17 protein-coding genes are annotated in these 19,416 nt (G+C 70.1%); 10 read left to right on the forward strand and 7 right to left on the reverse strand.

Going from position 1 to position 19,416, the window contains the following annotated elements; translation table 11 throughout:
* Positions 1-73: 73 nt before the first annotated feature.
* Genes OG984_RS00275 through OG984_RS00295 form a run of 5 tightly spaced genes read left to right on the forward strand, consistent with a single transcriptional unit; the run spans position 74 to position 7,650 of the window.
* Complete coding sequence (locus OG984_RS00275; protein ID WP_328529685.1) at positions 74-1,513, forward strand: pyridoxal phosphate-dependent decarboxylase family protein; 1,440 nt, start codon at positions 74-76, stop codon at positions 1,511-1,513.
* Positions 1,510-2,874 (forward strand): lysine N(6)-hydroxylase/L-ornithine N(5)-oxygenase family protein, encoded by a 1,365-nt coding sequence (locus tag OG984_RS00280; RefSeq protein ID WP_328529686.1) that lies wholly within the window; start codon positions 1,510-1,512, stop codon positions 2,872-2,874. Before OG984_RS00275 ends, OG984_RS00280 begins: the two co-directional genes overlap by 4 nt.
* The gene (locus tag OG984_RS00285; protein WP_328529687.1) at positions 2,871-5,171 is read left to right on the forward strand and encodes a GNAT family N-acetyltransferase; all 2,301 of its coding nucleotides are present in this window, start codon (positions 2,871-2,873) and stop codon (positions 5,169-5,171) included. The genes OG984_RS00280 and OG984_RS00285 overlap by 4 nt, the downstream gene beginning before the upstream one ends.
* Positions 5,168-7,147 carry a penicillin acylase family protein gene (locus OG984_RS00290; protein ID WP_328529688.1) on the forward strand — a complete coding sequence of 660 codons (1,980 nt, stop codon included), beginning with the start codon at positions 5,168-5,170 and terminating at the stop codon, positions 7,145-7,147. Before OG984_RS00285 ends, OG984_RS00290 begins: the two co-directional genes overlap by 4 nt.
* Entirely contained in the window at positions 7,138-7,650 is a 513-nt protein-coding gene (locus tag OG984_RS00295; protein WP_328529689.1) for a GNAT family N-acetyltransferase, read from the forward strand. The genes OG984_RS00290 and OG984_RS00295 overlap by 10 nt, the downstream gene beginning before the upstream one ends.
* A gap of 1 nt (position 7,651) precedes the next feature.
* Here OG984_RS00295 and OG984_RS00300 read toward each other — a convergent pair whose 3' ends face one another.
* The 5 genes from OG984_RS00300 to OG984_RS00315 form a co-directional block, all read right to left on the reverse strand.
* A complete protein-coding gene (locus tag OG984_RS00300; protein ID WP_328529690.1) occupies positions 7,652-7,987 on the reverse strand; it encodes a DUF1048 domain-containing protein in 336 nt (111 codons plus the stop codon).
* A gap of 129 nt (positions 7,988-8,116) precedes the next feature.
* Positions 8,117-8,440 carry an HNH endonuclease gene (locus OG984_RS29470; protein WP_442940996.1) on the reverse strand — a complete coding sequence of 108 codons (324 nt, stop codon included), beginning with the start codon at positions 8,438-8,440 and terminating at the stop codon, positions 8,117-8,119.
* The gene (locus tag OG984_RS00305; RefSeq protein WP_328529691.1) at positions 8,397-9,404 is read right to left on the reverse strand and encodes a DUF222 domain-containing protein; all 1,008 of its coding nucleotides are present in this window, start codon (positions 9,402-9,404) and stop codon (positions 8,397-8,399) included. The genes OG984_RS29470 and OG984_RS00305 overlap by 44 nt, the downstream gene beginning before the upstream one ends.
* Positions 9,405-9,754: 350 nt before the next feature.
* A complete protein-coding gene (locus tag OG984_RS00310) occupies positions 9,755-10,252 on the reverse strand; it encodes a hypothetical protein (RefSeq protein ID WP_328529692.1) in 498 nt (165 codons plus the stop codon).
* Positions 10,253-10,294: 42 nt separating this feature from the next.
* Positions 10,295-10,828: a SigE family RNA polymerase sigma factor gene (locus tag OG984_RS00315; protein WP_328532300.1), complete on the reverse strand. Its 534-nt coding sequence runs from the start codon at positions 10,826-10,828 to the stop codon at positions 10,295-10,297.
* 473 nt (positions 10,829-11,301) lie between these two features.
* Here OG984_RS00315 and OG984_RS00320 point away from each other — a divergent pair, with 473 nt between their 5' ends.
* From OG984_RS00320 to OG984_RS00335, 4 genes are read left to right on the forward strand one after another with little or no spacing between them, the layout of a single operon-like run.
* A complete protein-coding gene (locus tag OG984_RS00320; protein ID WP_328529693.1) occupies positions 11,302-13,563 on the forward strand; it encodes an HAD-IB family hydrolase in 2,262 nt (753 codons plus the stop codon).
* An 11-nt stretch (positions 13,564-13,574) separates the two neighbouring features.
* A complete protein-coding gene (locus OG984_RS00325) occupies positions 13,575-14,765 on the forward strand; it encodes a zinc-dependent alcohol dehydrogenase (RefSeq protein WP_328529694.1) in 1,191 nt (396 codons plus the stop codon).
* Positions 14,766-14,794: 29 nt separating this feature from the next.
* Entirely contained in the window at positions 14,795-16,375 is a 1,581-nt protein-coding gene (locus OG984_RS00330) for a lactate racemase domain-containing protein (RefSeq protein ID WP_328529695.1), read from the forward strand.
* Complete coding sequence (locus OG984_RS00335) at positions 16,372-17,304, forward strand: lysophospholipid acyltransferase family protein (RefSeq protein WP_328529696.1); 933 nt, start codon at positions 16,372-16,374, stop codon at positions 17,302-17,304. The genes OG984_RS00330 and OG984_RS00335 overlap by 4 nt, the downstream gene beginning before the upstream one ends.
* Before the next feature lie 43 nt (positions 17,305-17,347).
* Here OG984_RS00335 and OG984_RS00340 read toward each other — a convergent pair whose 3' ends face one another.
* The gene (locus tag OG984_RS00340; RefSeq protein ID WP_328529697.1) at positions 17,348-18,430 is read right to left on the reverse strand and encodes a baeRF2 domain-containing protein; all 1,083 of its coding nucleotides are present in this window, start codon (positions 18,428-18,430) and stop codon (positions 17,348-17,350) included.
* 44 nt (positions 18,431-18,474) lie between these two features.
* Positions 18,475-18,909: a hypothetical protein gene (locus OG984_RS00345; protein WP_328529698.1), complete on the reverse strand. Its 435-nt coding sequence runs from the start codon at positions 18,907-18,909 to the stop codon at positions 18,475-18,477.
* Positions 18,910-19,059: 150 nt separating this feature from the next.
* Between OG984_RS00345 and OG984_RS00350 the strand changes: the two genes are divergently transcribed.
* Entirely contained in the window at positions 19,060-19,413 is a 354-nt protein-coding gene (locus tag OG984_RS00350) for a hypothetical protein (protein ID WP_328529699.1), read from the forward strand.
* Positions 19,414-19,416: the final 3 nt, after the last annotated feature.

Raw genomic sequence — 19,416 nt, forward strand, 5'->3', positions numbered from 1 at the left:
TCTGGCGGGGATGTGTTTAGGGTAGCCTCACTTAGGTTCGCCTAACCTAATCCCCCCGTGTCGAAGGAGACCAGTGAGCGCACCGCACTTGGAGCATCTGTTCCACCCCGACAATGCTCGTGAGTACACCAGCGGCATCACCGAAGCAATCCGGCTGCTCGTCGACCAGCTCGCCACCCTCGAGGGCCCCACCACCGGGATCTCGCCCGAGGAGGCTGCCGGACCGGTCGCCGAGGTCGACCTGGACAACCCCCTCGTCGACGGCGCCGCCGCGCTGGCCGAGGTCAGCAAGCTGTGGCTCCAGGACGCGGTCTGGTTCCACGACCCCTCCTATGCCGCCCACCTCAACTGCCCGGTCGTCATCCCCTCCCTCGTCGGGGAGCTGCTGATCGCGGCCGTCAACACCTCGATGGACACCTTCGACCAGTCCGTGGGCGGCACGTTCATGGAGCGTCGCCTCATCGACTGGACCGCCGCCCGCGCCGGTTACCCGGAGGCGACCCGCGACGGCATCTTCACCAGCGGCGGCAGCCAGTCCAACCTGCAGGCGCTGCTCCTGGCCCGCGGCGAGGCGGAGCGCCGCGGCGTACCGCTGGACCGGCTGCGCTTCCTGACCTCCGCGGACAGCCACTTCTCCATCGCCAAGTCGGCCCGCCTGCTCGGCATGGGCGACGCGGCCGCGATCGCGATCCCGACCGACGCCGAGCACCGGATGGACGTCGCCGCGCTGCGTGAGGCGCTCGACGAGTGCGTCGTCGACGGCCTGGTGCCTGCTGCGGTCGTCGCCACCGCGGGCACCACCGACTTCGGCGTGATCGACCCGCTCCACGCCATCGCCGACGCCTGTCAGGACTTCAACGTCTGGTTCCACGTCGACGCGGCGTACGGCGGTGGGCTGCTCGCCTCGCCGAAGTACCGCCACCTCCTCGACGGCATCGAGCGGTCCGACTCGGTCACGATCGATTACCACAAGACCTGGTTCCAGCCGGTCTCCTCGAGCGCCCTCCTGGTCCGCGACCTCGCGACCATGCAGCACGCCTCCTGGTACGCCGACTACCTCAACCCGCGGGAGTCGGAGAACCCCAACCAGGTCGACAAGTCCCTGCAGACCACCCGCCGCTTCGACGCGCTCAAGCTGTGGCTGACCCTGCGCACGATGGGCGCCGATCAGATCGGCGCCTACCTCGAGACCGTGATCGACCTGGCCCGCGAGGTCTACGACATCCTCAGCCTGCAGTCCGACATCGAGGTCGTCACGCCCTCCCAGCTCTCCACCGTCGTCTTCCGCTACGTCGACCCGCACCTGGACGAGGACGCCTTGGGCGACCTCAACCGACGGATCCGCGCGGAGATGTGGAACGGCGGTCGCGGTGTCGTCGCCGCGACCAAGGTCGACGGCCGGCAGTTCCTCAAGCTCACCCTGCTCAACCCCAAGGCCTCCGTGCAGGACGTACTCGACATCATCGAGCAGGTCCGTACGCTGGGCCGTGCCGTCCCGGAGGTCGCCCGATGAACGCTCCCCACAGATCAGCCGGCGTCCACGACCTGATCGGCATCGGGCTCGGCCCGTTCAACCTCGGACTGGCCGCCCTCGCCGACCCGATCGACGAGCTCGACTGCCTCTTCCTCGAGGGCCGTGACCAGTTCGACTGGCACCCGGGCATGATGCTCGACGAGGCCACCCTGCAGGTGCCGTTCCTCGCCGACCTGGTGACGATGGCCGACCCGACCTCGCGGTTCAGCTTCCTCAACTTCCTCAAGCAGACCGGTCGGATCTACCCGTTCTACATCCGCGAGAACTTCCTGCCCCATCGGCGTGAGTACAACCAGTACTGCCAGTGGGTCGCCTCGCAGCTCGGCTCCGTCCGCTTCGGGCAGCACGTCACCTCCGTGGAGCACGACGGCGAGACGTACGTCGTCACCACCGCCTCCGGCCAGGGAAATCGAACCCAGACCCATCGAACCCGACGGCTGGTGCTCGGGACCGGGACGACCCCACGCGTCCCGGACTGCGCGGCCGAGGCCGTGGCGGCCGAGGGGCCGGCGCTGCACAGCTCCGAGTACCTCGCCCGCAAGGACGAGCTCGTGTCCCGGCGCAGCATCACCGTGGTCGGCAGCGGTCAGTCGGCCGCCGAGGTCTATCTCGACCTGCTGACCGCACAGCCGGACCACGACTACCAGCTCGTCTGGTTGACCCGCAGCCCGCGGTTCTTCTCGATGGAGTACACCAAGCTCACCCTCGAGCTGACCTCGCCGGAGTACTCTGCCTACTTCCAGTCGCTGCCGACCGAGAAGCGCGACCAGCTGCTGAAGTCGCAGCAGAGCCTCTACAAGGGCATCTCGGGTGACACGATCGACGCGATCCACGAGGCGCTCTACACCCGCTCGGTCACCGAGGCGGCCGAGACGACGCTGCTGACCAACACCGAGGTGCGCGGCGTGACCCGCACCGAGGACGGCTACCACCTCGCGCTGCACCACGTGGAGCAGGAGGAGGACTACGCGATGTCGACCGAGGCGCTGGTCCTGGCTACCGGCTACCGGGCCGGCATCCCGGACTTCCTGGAGCCGGTCCGCGACCGGATCCGCCTGGACGAGCAGGGTCGCTACGCCGCCAGCCCGACCTTCTCGGTCGACACCGCCGACCGCGAGATCTGGGTGCAGAACGGCGAGGAGCACACCCACGGCTTCGTCGCCCCCGACCTCGGCATGGGCGCCTACCGCAGCTCGGTGATCCTCGCCGCCATCCTCGGCCGCGAGCCCTACCCGGTCGAGAAGCGGGTCGCCTTCCAGGAGTTCGGCGTGCCCGACCGCTTCAAGCTTCAGCCCGGGGTCTCGACAAGCTCGACCACCGTAGAGAGGGAGAACCGATGAGGATCACGATCGAACCGCTCGAGATCGAAGCTCACCTCGGCACCGTGCACTCCTGGGTGACCCACCCGCGCTCGGCGTACTGGATGATGCTGGACGCCACGCTGGAGGACGTCGCCGCGGAGTACGAGCGCATCGCCGGCCACCCGCACCACGACGCCTGGCTCGGCCGGGTCGACGGCGTGCCGGCGTTCCTGGTCGAGACCTACGACCCCGCGCGGAGCGAGCTCGCCGGGATCACGCACGTGCCCGACCTGGAGCAGGGCGACCTGGGCATGCACGTCCTGGTCGCGCCCACCTCCGGCGAGCCGGTCTCGGGCTACACGACCCGGGTCTTCCGGGCGGTCATGCGGCACTGCTTCGCCGACCCCGGTGTCCGTCGTGTGGTGGTCGAGCCGGACGTACGCAACCAGCCGATCCGCCGCAAGAACACCGAGGCGGGCTTCGTCGAGCTGCGCGAGATCAGCATCGGGGAGAAGACCGCGATGCTCTCGGTCTGCACCCGGGAGATGTACGCAGCCGCCCACCTGCGCCCGGAGAACGTTCGGGTCGCTCACCGGCACCTGGTCGCCAAGGCGATCGCGGAGTTCAGCCACGAGCGGCTGATCGCCCCGGTCGAGACCGACGGCGGCTGGGAGCTGAAAGGGCCGTCCTCGACGTACTCGTTCACCGCGCGCCGCTTCCTGCTCGACCACTGGGTCGTGGACCCGGACTCGATCGTGCGGCGCACCGGCCAGGCGCGGACCGTGTTCGGCTCGAACGTGGAGGACGTGGTCGACGCGCAGGCGTTCGTGGCCGAGTTCGCGCCCGACCTGGGCATCCCGGACAAGCTGCTGCCCACCTATCTCGAGGAGCTCGCGGCCACGATCGCCTCGGCCTGCTGGAAGCTCGAGCACCAGACGCTGACCGCCGCCGACCTGGTCGACGCCGACCACCAGAGCGTCGAAGGCGCGATGAGCGAGGGTCACCCGGCCTTCGTCGCCAACAACGGCCGGATCGGCTTCGACATCGACGACCACGCCCGCTGGGCGCCGGAGACGAGCAACGACCTCAGCCTGCTGTGGGTCGCCGTCCCCCGGGACCAGTCCCACCTGGCCCTGGGCCGCGGCGAGGACGAGGACCGCCTCTACGCGGCCGAGCTCGGCGAGGCCACCCTGGACCGGTTCGCGGCGAAGCTGCGCGGCCTCGGGCTCGACCCGAACGGGTTCCGCTACCTGCCCGTCCATCCGTGGCAGTGGCGCCACAAGCTGGCGGTCACCTTCGCCGCGGACGTCGCCGCGCGCCGGATCGTGCTGGTCGGCTCGGGGGAAGATGTCCACCGTCCGCAGCAGTCGATCCGGACGTACTTCAACACCAGCCGGCCCGAGCGGCACTACGTCAAGACCGCGCTGTCGATCCAGAACATGGGCTTCATGCGCGGACTCTCGCCGGCCTACATGGCCGCGACCCCGGTCATCAACGACTGGGTCGCCGACCTGGTCGAGGGCGACGCGGAGCTGAAGGAGCGCGGTTTCGGCGTGCTGCGCGAGCTGGCCTCGATCGGCTGGACCGGCGACATCTTCCACGAGCTGCCGACCCCCTCGCCCTACCGGAAGATGATCGCCGCGCTGTGGCGCGAGTCGCCGGTGCCGCGGCTCGCCGAGGGGGAGCGGTGCGCGACGATGGCGGCGCTGCTGCACCGCGACGCGGCCGGTGCCTCGTACGCCGCCGAGCTGGTCCGCGCCTCCGGGCTTCCCGCCCGGGAGTGGGTGCGGAGCTACCTCGACGCCTACCTGCGGCCGCTGGTGCACTGCCTGCTGGCGTACGACCTGGCGTTCATGCCGCACGGCGAGAACCTGGTGATGGTGCTGCGCGATCACGTCCCGGTGCGGATGTTCATGAAGGACATCGGCGAGGAGGTCGCGGTGATGGGCGACCTGCCGCTGCCCGAGGAGGTCTCCCGGATCCGCGGTTCCTTCCCTGACGACGTCAAGGCGCTCGCGGTCCACACCGACATCTTCGACGGGGTGCTGCGCTACGTCGCCGCGATCCTCGATGATGAGGGGGTGCTGCCGGAGACCGAGTTCTGGGCCGAGGCCCGGGCGTGCATCGTCGACCACGCCGCCGACCACCCCGAGCTGGCCGACGCGGTCGCGCGCTACGACTTCCTGCGCCCGCGCTTCCGCCACTCGTGCCTCAACCGGCTGCAGCTGCGCAACACGCTGCAGATGGTCGACATCACCGACCAGGCCGAGTCGCTCATCTTCGCGGGCACGCTCGCCAACCCGGTCGCCGACCCGGTCGCCAGTCCGGTCGCATGACGCTGTTCCGTGACGAGTGGGGCATCCCGCACGTGCGGGGTGCCTCGCTGACCGAGGTGGCCCGGCTGCAGGGCCGGGCCACCGCGCGGGACCGCGCCTGGCAGCTCGAGATCGAGCGCCTGCGCGGTGAGGGCCGCACCGCCGAGCTGCTCGGCCCGGCCGGGCTGGAGTGGGACACCTTCGCGCGCCGTGCCCGGATCGCTGCCGTCGCGCGTTCTGCCTATGCCGGGCTCGACGTCGAGACGCAGGAGTTCCTGACGGCGTACGTCGACGGGGTCCGCACCGGCCTCGCCGAGACGTCCTGCGTCGAGCTCGACGGGCCCGACGGGCTCGGCCCGGCGCCCGGGACCTGGCAGCCGTGGACGCCGCTCGCCGTGTTCTGGGTCCAGCAGATCCTCTTCGGCTCGTTCCCCTCGAAGCTCTTCGGGGCCCGGGCCGCACGCGTGCTCGGTGCCGAGGCTGAGCTGTTCCGCACCGAAGGCTTGTCCGGCGGCTCGAACGCGTACGCCGTCGGTGGCGGCCGCACCCGCTCCGGCCTGCCGCTGGTGGCCGGTGACCCGCACCGGGTCTTCGAGGCGCCCAACGTCTACCTCCAGGTACGGCTGGCGTGCACCGATCCCGACGACCCCTTCGACGTGGTCGGGATGACCTTCCCCGGTGTTCCCGGTGTGCAGCACTTCGCGCACGCCGGGTCCGTTGCGTGGGGAATCACCAACGCGATGGGTGACTACCAGGATCTCTACCGTGTCGATCTGCGCCCGGGCGGTGACGTGGTGCGGCGGAGCGAGGAGACGGTGCTCGTCCGCGAACAGGAGCCGGTCTCGGTCGAGATCCTCGAGACCGAGCGCGGGCCGGTGGTCCTCGATGATGCGGAGGAAGGGTGGGGTCAGGCGCTGCGTACGCCCGGCCACGAGCTCGGCGACCTCGGCTTCGGAGCCCTGCTGCCGCTGCTCCGCGCACGTTCGGTCGCCGACGTGGAGGCCGCGGTGGCGCACTGGGTCGAGCCGGCCAACAACTGGGTGATCGCCGACGTGGCCGGCGACGTCGTCCACGCGGTCGGCGGCCGGGTGCCCACCCGTGACGAGGCGGGGGAGTGGACCGGCTGGGTCGACCCGCTCCCGCGGCGTACGGCCCCTGCCGGCGGCGCCGTGGTGACCGCCAACGATCGGTGCATGCCGGAGTTCGACGTGCTCGCGACCGGCTTCGCGCCGCCCTTCCGCGCGCACCGGATCGGCGAGCTTCTCGCTGACGCAGGTCCGCTCGACGCGGAGGACGCGGTGGCGGTGCTCGCCGACACCACCCAGATGGCCGGTGGGCCGCTGCTGGCGCTGGTGCCCGCCGACCTGTGGCCGCAGGCCCTGGACGAGTGGGACGGTGCGATGGACGGATCGCCGGGCGCGGCCTGGTACGCCGCTCTGCGCGCCGAGGTCGTCGACCGGATCTGCGCGGCACCGGCGCTCGCGGCGCTACGGGAGCCGTCGGAGCACGGGCCGCTCTATTCGCCCTGGTTCAGTCTCCCCGCCCGGGTGGCCGGTGCGCTGCACGTCATCCTGGCCGCCGAGAAGCCCTTCGGGCTGGACATGCGCGAGCTGGTCAGCGAGGCCGCGAGGGCCGTGGCCGGCCGTGAGCCGACGCCATGGCCGGAGAATCACCGCTTCTGGCCTCTGCATGCGCTGGAGCAGTTCGAGCTCCCGCACACCCGGTCCGCGCCCGCCACCCCGCTGCCCGGCGACACCGACACGGTCCGCTGCAACGCCTGGATCCCGGGCACCACCGTGACCGTCCGTGGATCGGTGGCCCGCTACGCGTGGGATCTCGCCGACCGCGACAACAGCCGCTGGGTCGTACCGCTGGGTGTCAGCGGCGACCCGACCAGTCCCCACCATTCCGACCAGCACGATGCCTGGGCCGGCGGAGGCGCGGTACGCGTCGTCACCGACTGGTCCCTGCTCACCGAGGAGAAGACATGCCCCTGACAGACCCGGCCCTGACCATTCGCGACCTGGAGCCGTCTGCCGACATCGACCTGCTGTGCGGCTGGCTGCACGACGACCGGGCCAAGTTCTGGGGCATGGTCGAGAAGCCGCGCGAGGAGATCGAGGAGATCTACACCTGGCTCCAGGAGCAACCGCACCTGGCGGCGTACATCGTCGAGATCGGCGGCGAGCCGGTCGCCCTGTTCCAGACCTGGGATCCCGAGGTCGACGAGCTCGGCACCTTCTACGACCGCCGCCCCGGCGACATCGGCGCCCACCTCTTCCTGGCCGACACCCCCACCCGCCAGGGCCGGACCGAGGGCGTCATGGACTTCTTCATCGAGGAGGTCATAGTCAAGGCCGGTGCTCGCCGCATCGTCGTCGAGCCGGACGCCACCAACGAGGCGTCTCTCGCCCGGCTCGACGACTACGGCTTCAAGCGCGGCCCGGTCGTCCAGCTCCCGCACAAGGTCGCCCAGTACGCCTTCCTCGACCTGCCCTGACTCACGACAGCTTCTGCGCGACCTCGTTCAGGCTGGCCCGCAGCCTGTCGCGGTAGACGTCCTGCTGCTCGGGCAGTCGGGCGTCGCAGAACGCGGCCAGGTCGGGTCCGGTGACCTCGACGACGCTGCGGCCGGCGGCGGCTTCGGTCTCGAAGAGGTCGAGGACGTCGCGCAGGATCTCGACGATGTCCATGCCGTCGCCGGCGGTGAAGCGCCACATGTAGTTCTTCATCTCGGCGTAGACGGTGCGGTAGTCGGCGGGGAGTTCTGCGGCGCGGGCTTCCATGCGCTTCCAGTCCTTCTTGTCGCCGATGAGACGGGTGAGGATGTTGTTCATGTCTGTTCCTTCTTCGGTGGTTTCGGCCCGCTGGTTTGGGGCTGTGGAAGAAGCGTGCAGGGCTGACGTAGCGTCAGGGTCAAGCACTGATCCGAAGAAAGTTCTCGAGAGCCTGGGACGGCTGGGGTGTCAGGCCGCGAGGGTGTGATCGAGCAGTAGGTCGCGCAGCGTGAGCTCTGCCCGGGACAGGGGTGGTGGGTCCGGCCGCCAAGTGTCGGGTGGTGGGCTGGTGTAGGTGTGCCCGGTGGGGGTGATGGTGGTGATGCTGCCGTCGGGTCCGGGTCTGGCCTGCCACCCGATCGCTTCCTTGGCCTGGTTGCAGCGTTCGCAGAGACCTTGGAGGTTCTGGGCACTGGTTTCGCCACCGTCCGCGTGGCGCTCGATGTGGTCGATGTTGCGGATGGGGGCATCACACCCGACGGTCCGACAGATCCCGCCGTCGCGGGTGGTGATCCGCCAGGCCGTCCGGGGCTTTGCGGGAGCGGGATTCCATCGCGACCAGGTGCCCGGCGGGGTCGGTGAACAGGCGTCGGACGAACACCTCGGCGTCGGCCAGTGCGTCCCGTGCCCAGGCGCCGGGGACGGGCCCGTAGCCCTCGACCATCGCCGGCTGGTCGCTGGTGTTAGCAAGTGAGTCGGCGGTCATGACGATCTTGACCTCGATCCGGGGCTTCGCCCCGGTCTCGCGGCCGGTGACGCGGTCGACGAGGGTGTCGGCCATGACCTGACCCCGGGTGCGTTCGTCCCCGGCGGCGCGTGCGGCGTTGGCTGCCTGGTCCAATGCGGCGAACACTGCGACGCCGTCCTTGACCGGGAGGAGTGCGCCGAGCCAGGTCATCGTGTCGGGTGCCGGCCGGACGCTGACGCGCCGGTCTTTCTCGGCGTTGGCGGCTCGGGCGACCACGGAGGCTTGGTCGAGGGTGATGGCGAGCTTCTTGGCGGCGTTCTCGAGCTGCCGTAGCCCCATCGAGACCGCTCGGGCGGGTTCACCGTTCGGCCCGGTGGCACAGAGTTCGTGGTCGATGACCAGACGGTCTTCCAGGGACAAACAGGCGGTCTCGCGGGCCAGGATGGTGGCCTGCCACTGCGAGAACACCCCGGCCTTCATCAGAGCGAAGGTGTGCGGCATTTCCGCGATCAGGAACTTCGCCAGTCCCAGCAGCTTCGCACCCTTGGCCGGTGAGACCCGCCGAGCCAGCGCGACCTGGGAGGCGACCCCTTCGCCGAGTTTCCGGGCAGGAATCTCGGCGGCGGCTTGTCGTGCCCGCGCGGCCTCGTCCAGACGTACCGAGACCTCCGCCTGGACCGCCTCCGCGCGGCACTTCACTGCTTCGAGACGAGTTATCCAGTCGACCAGCTCACCCTCGGGCGCACCTGGTGGTGGCCCGTCGAGGAGGCGGTCGATGGTCTCGTACATAGTGCTTATTATATGCTATCGAGCACCATAGTGCCACCTATTTTTGCTGGTCAGAAGCCAGTTAAGCAGTCTGCGAACAAGTCACGTGAGTGCTGCGCCACACCCTCGCCGCCGCCCCGATATAGGCGAAATCTTTCTCGATCGGGTGCCGGGTCAAGGATGGCCGCAGGCCACCGCGAAGCGGCGGGCGAAGCCCGTCCTTGACGCGGCGCGTGATCGAGAAACACTCAAAGCAAGGGTCGGCGGCGAACCCTGAAACGAAGAAACAGTCGCTAAACCGAGGTTTCCTCACGGGTGGTCTCGACAAGCTCGACCACCGGCGTGCCGGGCCTCGACCAGCGGAGAAGCCGCTACGAGTCGGCGACCATCTCGACAAGCCGCCCCATGGCCCCGAGCTCAGCATCATGAACACCCTCGTCAGGAACGATGACGAGCGACCACAACCGACTCCCGACAGCAACGTTCCCGACCACGAGATCCCCGTCGTCGTGCGACTCGATGCACACGAACGCCCGATCGCCGACCTCAACAGGCGGAGGAGAAGGGATGCAGTCTTCCCGGCTGGCGGAGAGCCCAGCCGAGACGGATGTGTCGACCAAGGTTGTCACGAAGATCGCGCCCCGGTCGCTGGTGTAGGTGCAGACGTCCTCGTCGGCGGTGTGCGACCAGGACCCAGGGATGGCACGAGCGACCTGGGCGGGCTCGAAGAGACAGGGCCCGGAAGCCTCGACAGGGGCGGAGGTGGAGGGGCTGGGGCCAGGACTGCTGCTGCTGGGCTCCCCGGACCCGCAGCCCGCGAGAGCGGTCGCCGAGAGGACGGCTGCGACGCTCAGCAGCTTCCTCGACACGTACGTCTCCTCGGGGTTGCGGGGTCCCGTCAGTTTTGCAGGTCATCCTCGCAAGCCCGCAACCGAGGACCCGTCGGGCGAGGCGAGATCGGGGATCAGGACGCGGAGCCGGGCGAGCGCGTCGCTGCACTGGGACTTGACGGTGCCGACCGAGACGCCGAGCGCGGCCGCGGTCTCGCGCTCGGTGAGGTCGTCGTAGTAGCGCAGGACGATGACGGCGCGCTGTCGAGGCGGCAGCCGCAGGAGCGCATGGCGCAGAGTGAGGTTCGAGCTGAGGCTCGGCTCGGCGGCCGCACGTTCGGGAAGACGGTCGACCAGGGTCTCGCGCCAGCGACGGGTGCGCCATCGGGTGGTGGCTTCGCGGGCGAGGACCTTGCGGACGTACGCCTCGGGGTTGTCCTTGATCCTGCCCCACTTCGGGACCACCTTGATGAGCGCGGCCTGAACGAGGTCCTCGGCGTCCTCGGCATGGCCGGTGAGGAAGAACGCTGTACGCAGCAGGGCATGCCTCCGCTGAGATAGGGGGTGGCGGCGTGCGGCAGGTCGAGGAAGGCGTACGCACCGGTGTCGGCCGATACGCCGACCAGTCCTTCACCGCTCTCGAACCAACCCTTGCGCTGTGCGCTGATCGTCGCGACGAGCACACCCGGCGGACCCACCGAGTCCGTGCCGGGGAGGTGAGGGCTGGGCTCGTGGAAGCGGCTGGGAAGGAAGGTTCCCGACCCGGTGTCCGTCGCCGGCGCGACGTCGGCGCGCTGTTGCCAGGTGGTCGAACCCAGCACGATGAGCAGCAAGCAGGCGATCGAGGCGATGGCGACGGTGCCGACACGCCGCGTACGCGCCATCCGACGGCCACGCCGCCACAGCTGCCCAGCCGGAGCGCCGCCGGTGGGCGCCTCGCGGGCGAGGTCTTCGAGCAGGTCAGTCAGCACATCGGTCTCCAGATCGGTCGTCCGATGGCTTACACGTATCGAGCCCGGCGAAAGGTTGGGTGCCGATTTGAACAGAATTGACGTGCGGACTTTGCTGGATTGGGCAGAATCACCCGGGTGACCTCTGAGATCAGAGAACGGCTCGCGGGACAGCACGTCCTGCTCACGGGCGTGACCGGGTTCGTCGGGGAGGCCCTGCTGCATCTGCTGCTGACCGAGGTGCCGGACGTACGCCTCAGCGTCCTCGTGCGCCCGAAGGGATCGACCCCAGGGGCCGACCGGATCGCGAAGCTGCTGGCCAAGCCGATCTTCGAGGCGGTCGCGGACGCGGAGGTGAACGTCGTCGAGGGCGATCTCTCCGACCCGCCCGCGCTGCCGGACGATCTCGACGCCGTCGTTCACTCCGCGGGGGACGTCTCCTTCGACCCGCCGGTCGACGAGGGCTTCGTGACCAACGTCGTCGGCGTGCGCGAGCTGCTCAAGCGGGTCGAGGAGACCGGGCGCGACATCCACTATCTGCACGTCTCGACCGCATACGTGTCCGGGCGGCGACGGGGACACATCCCCGAGGGGCCGGTCGACCATGCCGTCGACGTGGACGCCGAGCTCGCCTGGGGCCTGGCGCAGCGCGCCGCCGTCGAGGAGCGCTCGCGCAGCGTCGAGGTGATCTCCAAGCTGCGCAAGCAGGCCGAGCGCGAGCACGGCCGTGCCGGCCTGATGACCGCCGCCGCTGCCGCCGAGGAGGCGCGCAAGAAGTGGGTGAAGGAGGAGCTCGTACGTCTCGGCACCGAGCGGGCGCGCTCGCTGGGCTGGACCGACTGCTACACCTTCACCAAGGCGCTGGGGGAGCGGGTCGTGGAGGCCCACGCAGCCGCCGGCCACCGGGCCACGATCTACCGCCCGGCGATCATCGAGTCGGCCGTCTCCCGTCCGCATCCGGGCTGGATCGAGGGCTTCAAGATGGCTGAGCCGCTGATCCTGGCCTACGGGCGCGGCGAGCTGCCGCTCTTCCCGGCCGCCGCCGACACCGCCATCGACATCGTGCCCGTCGACCATGTGGTCGCCTCGATCGTCGCCTGCCTGGCGCACCCGCCGCAGCACGGGGAGCCGGCCTACTTCCACCTCGCCTCCGGCGACCGCAACCCGGTGACGTTCGGGATGCTCTACGAGACGGTGCGCGCCTACTTCGAGAAGCAGCCGTTCGCGGCCGGCGACCGCGGTGCCGCGCGGCTGCCGGAGTGGACCTTCCCGGGCGGGGCCTCGGTCGAGCGGATGATGGCGACCGGGGAGAAGGTGCACAAGGTCGCCGACACGCTGCTCGGGCTGGCCCCGCGCAGCGACCGCACCCGCGGCTGGGCGCGCGACCTCGACCGGCAGGGCCGGCGGCTGAAGTTCCTGCGGCGCTACCTGGACCTCTACAAGGAGTACGCCCAGGCCGACCTCCGCTTCGTCGACGCCAACACGCTCGCCCTGTATCGGTCGCTGTCGCCGGGCGACCAGGAGACCTTCGCCTTCGACACCGGCGTGATCGACTGGCACGAGTATCTCCACGACATCCATGTGCCGTCGGTGACCAAGCCGGTCCGCGAGCTCGACGAGCTGCGCAAGCTGCGGAAGAAGCCGGTCCCCGGCCGGCTCCCGAGGATCTCGACAGGCTCGCCCACCGACGAGAAGCGGGTCGCTGCCTTCTTCGACCTCGACGGCACCCTGATGTCCTCCAACGTGATCGAGACCTACCTGTGGCTGCGCCTCGGCGAGCTGTCGGGCACCAAGAAGGCCGCCGAGATCGCCCGGATGGCCGGCAAGGTCCCCAAGTACGTGTGGGCGGACCGGGCCGAGCGCAGCTCGCTGCTGCGTACGGTCTACAAGGAGTACGCCGGCGCGCGGCTCTCCGAGCTCGACGAGATCGTCGACCAGCACCTGACCACGCACATCCTCGGGAGGCTGGCCCCGGACGCGGTCCGGCGGATCCGGGAGCACCGCGCCGCGGGGCACGTGACGGTGCTGGTCACCGGCGCGATCCGGCCGCTGACCAGGCCGCTGCTGCCGCTGTTCGACCACATCGAGGCCGCCGACCTGGCCGTCGACGACCGTGGCTACTGCACCGGCCACCTGGCCGCCTCGCCGCTGGTCGGGGAGTCACGCGGCGCGTTCGTCCGCGAGTGGTCCCGCCGCGAGGGCATCTCGCCGGCCGACTGCTTCGCCTACGCCGACTCCCACTCCGACCTCCCGCTGCTGGCCGCGGTCGGTCACCCGGTTGCGGTCCGGCCCGACGTACCTCTCTTCCGGCACGCCAAGAGATCGCACTGGACGATCGTCGACTGGGAGTCCCCGGGGCATGCGAGCCGCACGCTCGACCCGGCCGGGCTGAACCGATGAGGAGGGGCTGAATGCTCGCGCTCGAGATGTACCGCAGCGTCGCCAAGACGGCGCTGGGGAAGGTCGCCGGTGGACGGATGCCGCTGCTGCTGACCGGTGCGGCGGCGCCGCTGCGGATGGTGACGCTCGACCCGCCGAAGGTCGAGCACGACGGGTGGGCCCGGCTGCGGGTCTCGCTCTCCGGCATCTGCGGGTCCGACCTGGGGATGCTGTCGGGCAAGACCTCCCTCTACTTCCAGCCGCTGGTCAGCCTGCCGTTCGTGCCCGGCCACGAGATCGTCGGCGAGCTGCTCGACCCGTGCGGTGACCTGGCGGCCGGCACCCGCGTGGTCGTCGACCCGGTCCTGACCTGCGCCGCGCGCGGGCTGGAGGCGTGCGAGGCGTGCGCGCGGGGCGAGACCAACCGGTGCTCCCGGATCACCGTCGGCGACATCTCCGCCGGGCTGCAGACCGGGTTCTGCCACGACACCGGCGGCGGCTGGTCCCAGCAGCTCTCGGTGCACCGCTCCCAGCTCCACGTGGTGCCGGACGGCTACTCCGACGAGCAGGCGCTGCTCGCCGAGCCGGTCGCCTGCGCTGTCCACACGGCACGACGGGCCGCGATCAAGCCCGGGGACCGGGTGCTCGTCTCGGGCGCCGGCTCGGTCGGCCTGCTGGCCACGCTGGCCCTGCGCGAGCTCACCGACGCCGGCGAGATCCTGGTCGTCGCCAAGCACGCCCACCAGCGCGAGCTGGCCATGGAGTTCGGCGCCACCGAGGTGGTCGCGCCGTCGGAGACCCTGCGCAGGATCAGACGCGCGACCAGCGCTTTCATGCTCGAGCCGGAGATGCTGTCGGCGCCCTACCTCCTCGGCGGTGTGGACGTGACCATCGACGCGGTCGGCTCCAAGGAGTCCCTGCAGACGTGTCTGCACGCGACCCGCGCCGGCGGCCGCGTGGTGCTCTCCGGGATGCCCGCCTCCGCCGATCTGTCCGCGGCCTGGTTCCGGGAGCTCGAGGTGGTCGGGACGTACGCCTCCTCGCGGGGCTCCGGCGACTTCGCCACCGCTCTCGACCTGGTCGGCCACGACGCCATGTGCCGCCTCGCGAAGACCGTCGCGCCCTACCCGCTCCACCGCTGGCGCGAGGCCCTCGACCATGCCCACTCAGCCGGTCGGCTCGGCACCGTCAAGGTGGCGTTCGATCCTCGCCGGACCAGTTGAACACAGCCGTCATAGAAGGAGAGTCATCGATGACACGCCCAGGATTCGTTCTGGAGGTCGACGACCGTACGCCGCCCCTGCTCGTCCACGAGGGGCTCGGGTTCCGGCTGGAGGAGTTCCCGCAGGGCACCCGGGTGGTCTACCCGCCCGAGTCGCTGCCGACGGTTCCGGACGTGGACGAGGCGATCCGGGAGGCCCTGGAGAGCCCGGTCGACTCCGAGCCGCTGCGCGAGCTGATGTTCCCGGGGATGCGGCTGACGATCGCCTTCGACGACCTCTCCCTGCCGCTGCCCACGATGAAGGCCCCCGACATCCGCGGCCGGATCATCGAGCAGGTGCTCACGATCGCGGCCGAGAAGGGCGTCGACGACGTCGAGATCATCGCCGCGCTCGCGCTGCACCGTCGGATGACCGACGCCGAGATGAAGCACATCGTCGGCGAGCGCGTCTTCCGCAGCTTCGCGCCGCAGGGCCTGCTCTACAACCACGACGCCGAGGACCGCTCCAACCTCGAGCACATGGGCGTCACCGAGAAGGGCGAGGACGTCGAGATCAACAAGCGGGCGGCCACCTCCGACCTGCTCGTCTACGTCAACGTCAACCTCGTCGCGATGGACGGCGGCCACAAGTCGGTCGGCATCGGGCTGGCGTCGTACAAGTCGATCAAGCACCACCACAACGCCAAGACGATGGTCCACTCGCGCTCCTTCATGGACCACAAGCACTCCGAGATGCACTCGTCGGCCTGGCGGATGGGCCGGCTGATCAGCGAGCACGTCAAGGTCTTCCAGATCGAGACGACGCTCGACAACGAGGTCTTCGGGAAGCCCTACGACACGCTGCTCAAGCGCGAGTGGGAGTGGTCGCTGCGCGACCAGGCGACCGTGCTCGGTCTGCGCCGAGGCCTGGCCGTGGCGCCGCAGAAGATGCGCCACAAGATGTTCCACGACCTGCGCTCCAACTACGGGCTGACCGGGATCACCGCCGGAGCCGTCGAGCCGGTCCACGAGCTGACCGTGCAGCGGGTCCACCAGCAGCAACGGGTCAAGGTCGAGGGTCAGTCCGACGTGATGGTGATGGGGGTGCCCTACCTCGGCCCCTACAACGTCAACTCGACCATGAACCCGATCCTGGCCGCCTGCATGGGTCTGGGCTACTACTTCAACTCCTACCTGCGGCAGCCGGTGGTGCGCGAGGGCGGCGTCGCGATCCTCTACCACCCGCTCGACGAGGGCTTCAACACCCTGACCCACCCCTCCTACGTCGACTTCTACGAGGAGGTGCTGGCCGACACCACCGATCCCGCGTTGATCGGGCCGAAGTTCGAGGAGCAGTTCGCCACCGACCCCTGGTACGTCCACCTCTACCGCACCTCGAATGCCTACCACGGGGTCCACCCGTTCTACATGTGGTACTGGATCGCGCACGCGCTCGACCACCTCGGCGACGTCATCTGGGTCGGCGGGAACCCCAAGGCCGCGGCCCGGATGGGCTTCCGGTCGGCGACCACCTTGCGCGATGCGCTCGAGATGGCCAGTTCGACCGTCGGGCCGTCGCCGTCGATCACCTATCTGCGCAACCCCCCGCACCTGCTGGCGGACGTCCGATGAGCGGTTTCTGGAAAGACACCGTCCGCGACGTACGTCTGATGAAGCGGGGCTGGCGCTGGGGCCACCGGGCGCAGGTGCCGCGGTCGGCGGAGCCGTTCGTGCCGCCGGCGACGACGACGGTCTTCGACAACGAGTGGTCGCGCAAGCCGGCCGCGCGAGCGGTCCGGGAGGTCGCGCAGGCCGGGCTCGAGGCGGTGTTCCGGTCGCAGGTGAAGACCCAGGTCGAGGGGCTCGACGTGCTCGACCGGCTCGAGGGCCCGGTGATCTTCGTGGCCAACCACGCCTCCCACCTGGACACGCCGCTGATCCTGCTGTCGCTACCGGACAGTTGGCGACGCAAGACCGCGGTGGCGGCAGCGGCCGACTACTTCTTCGACACCTGGTGGCGGGCGGTGGGCTCCTCGCTGGTCTTCAACACGCTGCCGATCGACCGCCGTGGCGGCGCGCTCTCGACCCAGCCGGGGGAGGTGCTCGCTGAGGGCTGGTCGCTGGTCGTCTTCCCCGAGGGCACCCGGTCCAAGGACGGCACCGTCGGCCGGTTCCGGTCCGGCGCCGCCTACCTGGCCATCGAGTACGGCGTCCCGGTCGTCCCGATCGCCCACCGCGGCACCTACGCGGCCATGCCGCGCGGGGTCAACTGGCCCGGGAAGGACACCTCCGGGGGCCGCCGTCAGCTGACCGTACGCTTCGGGGAGCCGCTCCGCCCGGCCGAGGGCGAGTCGGTGCGCGAGTTCGGGCCGCGGATCCGGTCGGCGGTGTCGAGGCTGCTGGACGAGGACGCCACCGACTGGTACGCCTCGATGCGCCGCGCGGCCGAGCGCAGCACGCCCGACCCGGCCGGCGAGGAGATCGCCGAGTGGCGCAAGGTCTGGGCGGCCACGGAGTCTCCCGACACCGAGCCGGACAAGATCCGGGCCTGGCACCGCTGACCCGGCGCCGGCCGCCGGATCAGGATCAGGATCAGGGTCAGGGTCAGGACCAGCGCAGCAGCGCGGCGACCGGGGCGTCGCCCAGCAGGCTGGCGGGCAGGACGCACACCTCCGCGTCGGTGAGCACCGCGGCGGCGATGAGCGCCTCGCCGGCCTCGATCGGACCGGTGACCGGAGCCTCGCCGAAGGTGAGGCCGGGGTGGTCCGCCGGGTCGAGCGTGTGTCCGGCCAGCGCGTCGGGGTCGATCAGCAGCGTCTCGACGCGGCCGGTGACGAACGCGTCGGCGACGTCGCGCACGCCGGTCGCGGCACGATCCCCTCGGCCCCAGGCCTCCTCGAGGCGGCGGACAAGGGCCGTGCGGCGGCGTACGACCCGGTCCAGCAGGGCGCTGCGGATGGCGTCGTCACGAGCCTGGTCGCCACCGTCCGCGGCACGCTGCCCGCTGGCCAGCTCGACCACCTCGACGGGCAGGTCGGCGAGGTCGGCGCGCAGCCGCCCCACCGAGGTCGGGTCGCCGCCGACGAGCACTAGGTCGTGGCCGTGGTCGCGGATCAGCCTGGTCACCTCGGCGGCGACCTTGTCGGCGTTGTGGCGCCAGACGTTGTCGGTGGTCTGCTGCATGCGGTAGGCCGCCCAGCCGACGTTGTCCTGGGTCTTGTGCACGTGCTCGAGCTCGTCGCCGTCGACGGTGTTCGTGCTGGTCGGCTCCGGCAGGCCCGAGTCCCACAGGGAGATCTCGCCACCGGTGTGGTCGACCAGAACCAGGACGAAGGGCGTCGAGGCGTCGCGGGCGGCGATCCAGGAGCCGAGGTCGGGCAGCGCGTCCCAGGTCGCGACCTGGGACGGGACCGCGGCGACGGCCACCTGGTCGTAGGCGATCCCCTCGGGCGTCGCGACGACGACGTGTGCCAGCGGAGCCGGCTGATGAACGTTCGTCCCCAGCCGCTCCGAGACCTGTGCCACGACCTCGGGTGGCGCACCCTGGGCGGAGAGCGCCTCGCACGCGGCACGCACGCGCAGTTCCTTGGCGTGGGCCGCGTTCTCCGAGTCCTGGCTGACATCGGCCAGCACGGTGGCGTACGGACCTGGGCGGTTCAACAAGTTGGTGAATCCAGCGGTGTCCATACCGGTCTGGTACCCACCGGTGGGGGATCTGACACGGGCCTCGCTCAGCCGGCTGCGCAGGTCACCTCGGTGACGTGCCACTCCTCGTCCTTGCCCTCCCCGGAGCGGGTGACGACGAGGGTGAACACCGACCGACCGCCGTCCGGGGTCAGCTCCACCGTGGCACCGGTCTCGGTGAGGTCGGTGGAGGTGATGCGTACCTTCTCCAGGTGGCCGCGGGCGTCGGCGGTCTTCTCGGTCGGCGGGGTCTGGACCGCGGGGCAGGCCCGGGCCCACTGCGCGACCAGCTCCGGCTTCGCCTCGACCGTGGTCCAGCTCGTGGTCCGGGCGAACCGGCTGGCGGCCGTCTCGGCCTGCTCGGTGGCGTGCTCGCGGAAGCGTGAGCGGGAGTAGCCGTAGCCGGCCACCGAGATCAGCACGCCGACCAGCAGCAGGACCCCGACCTTGAGCGCGATCTCGCGCCACTCGCTGCGTTGCACGGGACGTTCCTACCACCAGCTGCCTCGGGACCCGAACCGGCTCGCGGATGAGAGAGCTCTCATGGTCGTCTCACGATCACCTCACCGCGGGTCGAGATGGTTCTTGCATGGCGCCGGGAACACCCGGGGCAGAACCTGAAGGGACGAATGATGAAGAAGCTTCCGATGATCCTCGGGACCGGCCTGGTCGGCGTGGTCGCGGCCGCTGTGTTCGGCTACCAGAGCGCTGCCGCTGTCGACGACGACGGCTATGCCAAGCGCGAGGAGAAGTCCAACACCCAGGTGACCACCGTCGACGATGACGACGACAACGACGCCGACGACGTCACCCGCGACGCCGCCGGCAACGACACCGCGACCAACGGCACCGGCGTGACCCGGGCGACCAAGGACAACACCCGGGACAACACCCGCGACAAGGTCACCCGCGACGATCAGACCAAGGATGACAACACCAAGAACAACACGCGCGACGACAACACCAACGACCGGACCCAGGACTGAGTC

This window comes from Nocardioides sp. NBC_00368, assembly GCF_036090055.1.
Taxonomy (GTDB): Bacteria; Actinomycetota; Actinomycetes; order Propionibacteriales; family Nocardioidaceae; genus Nocardioides.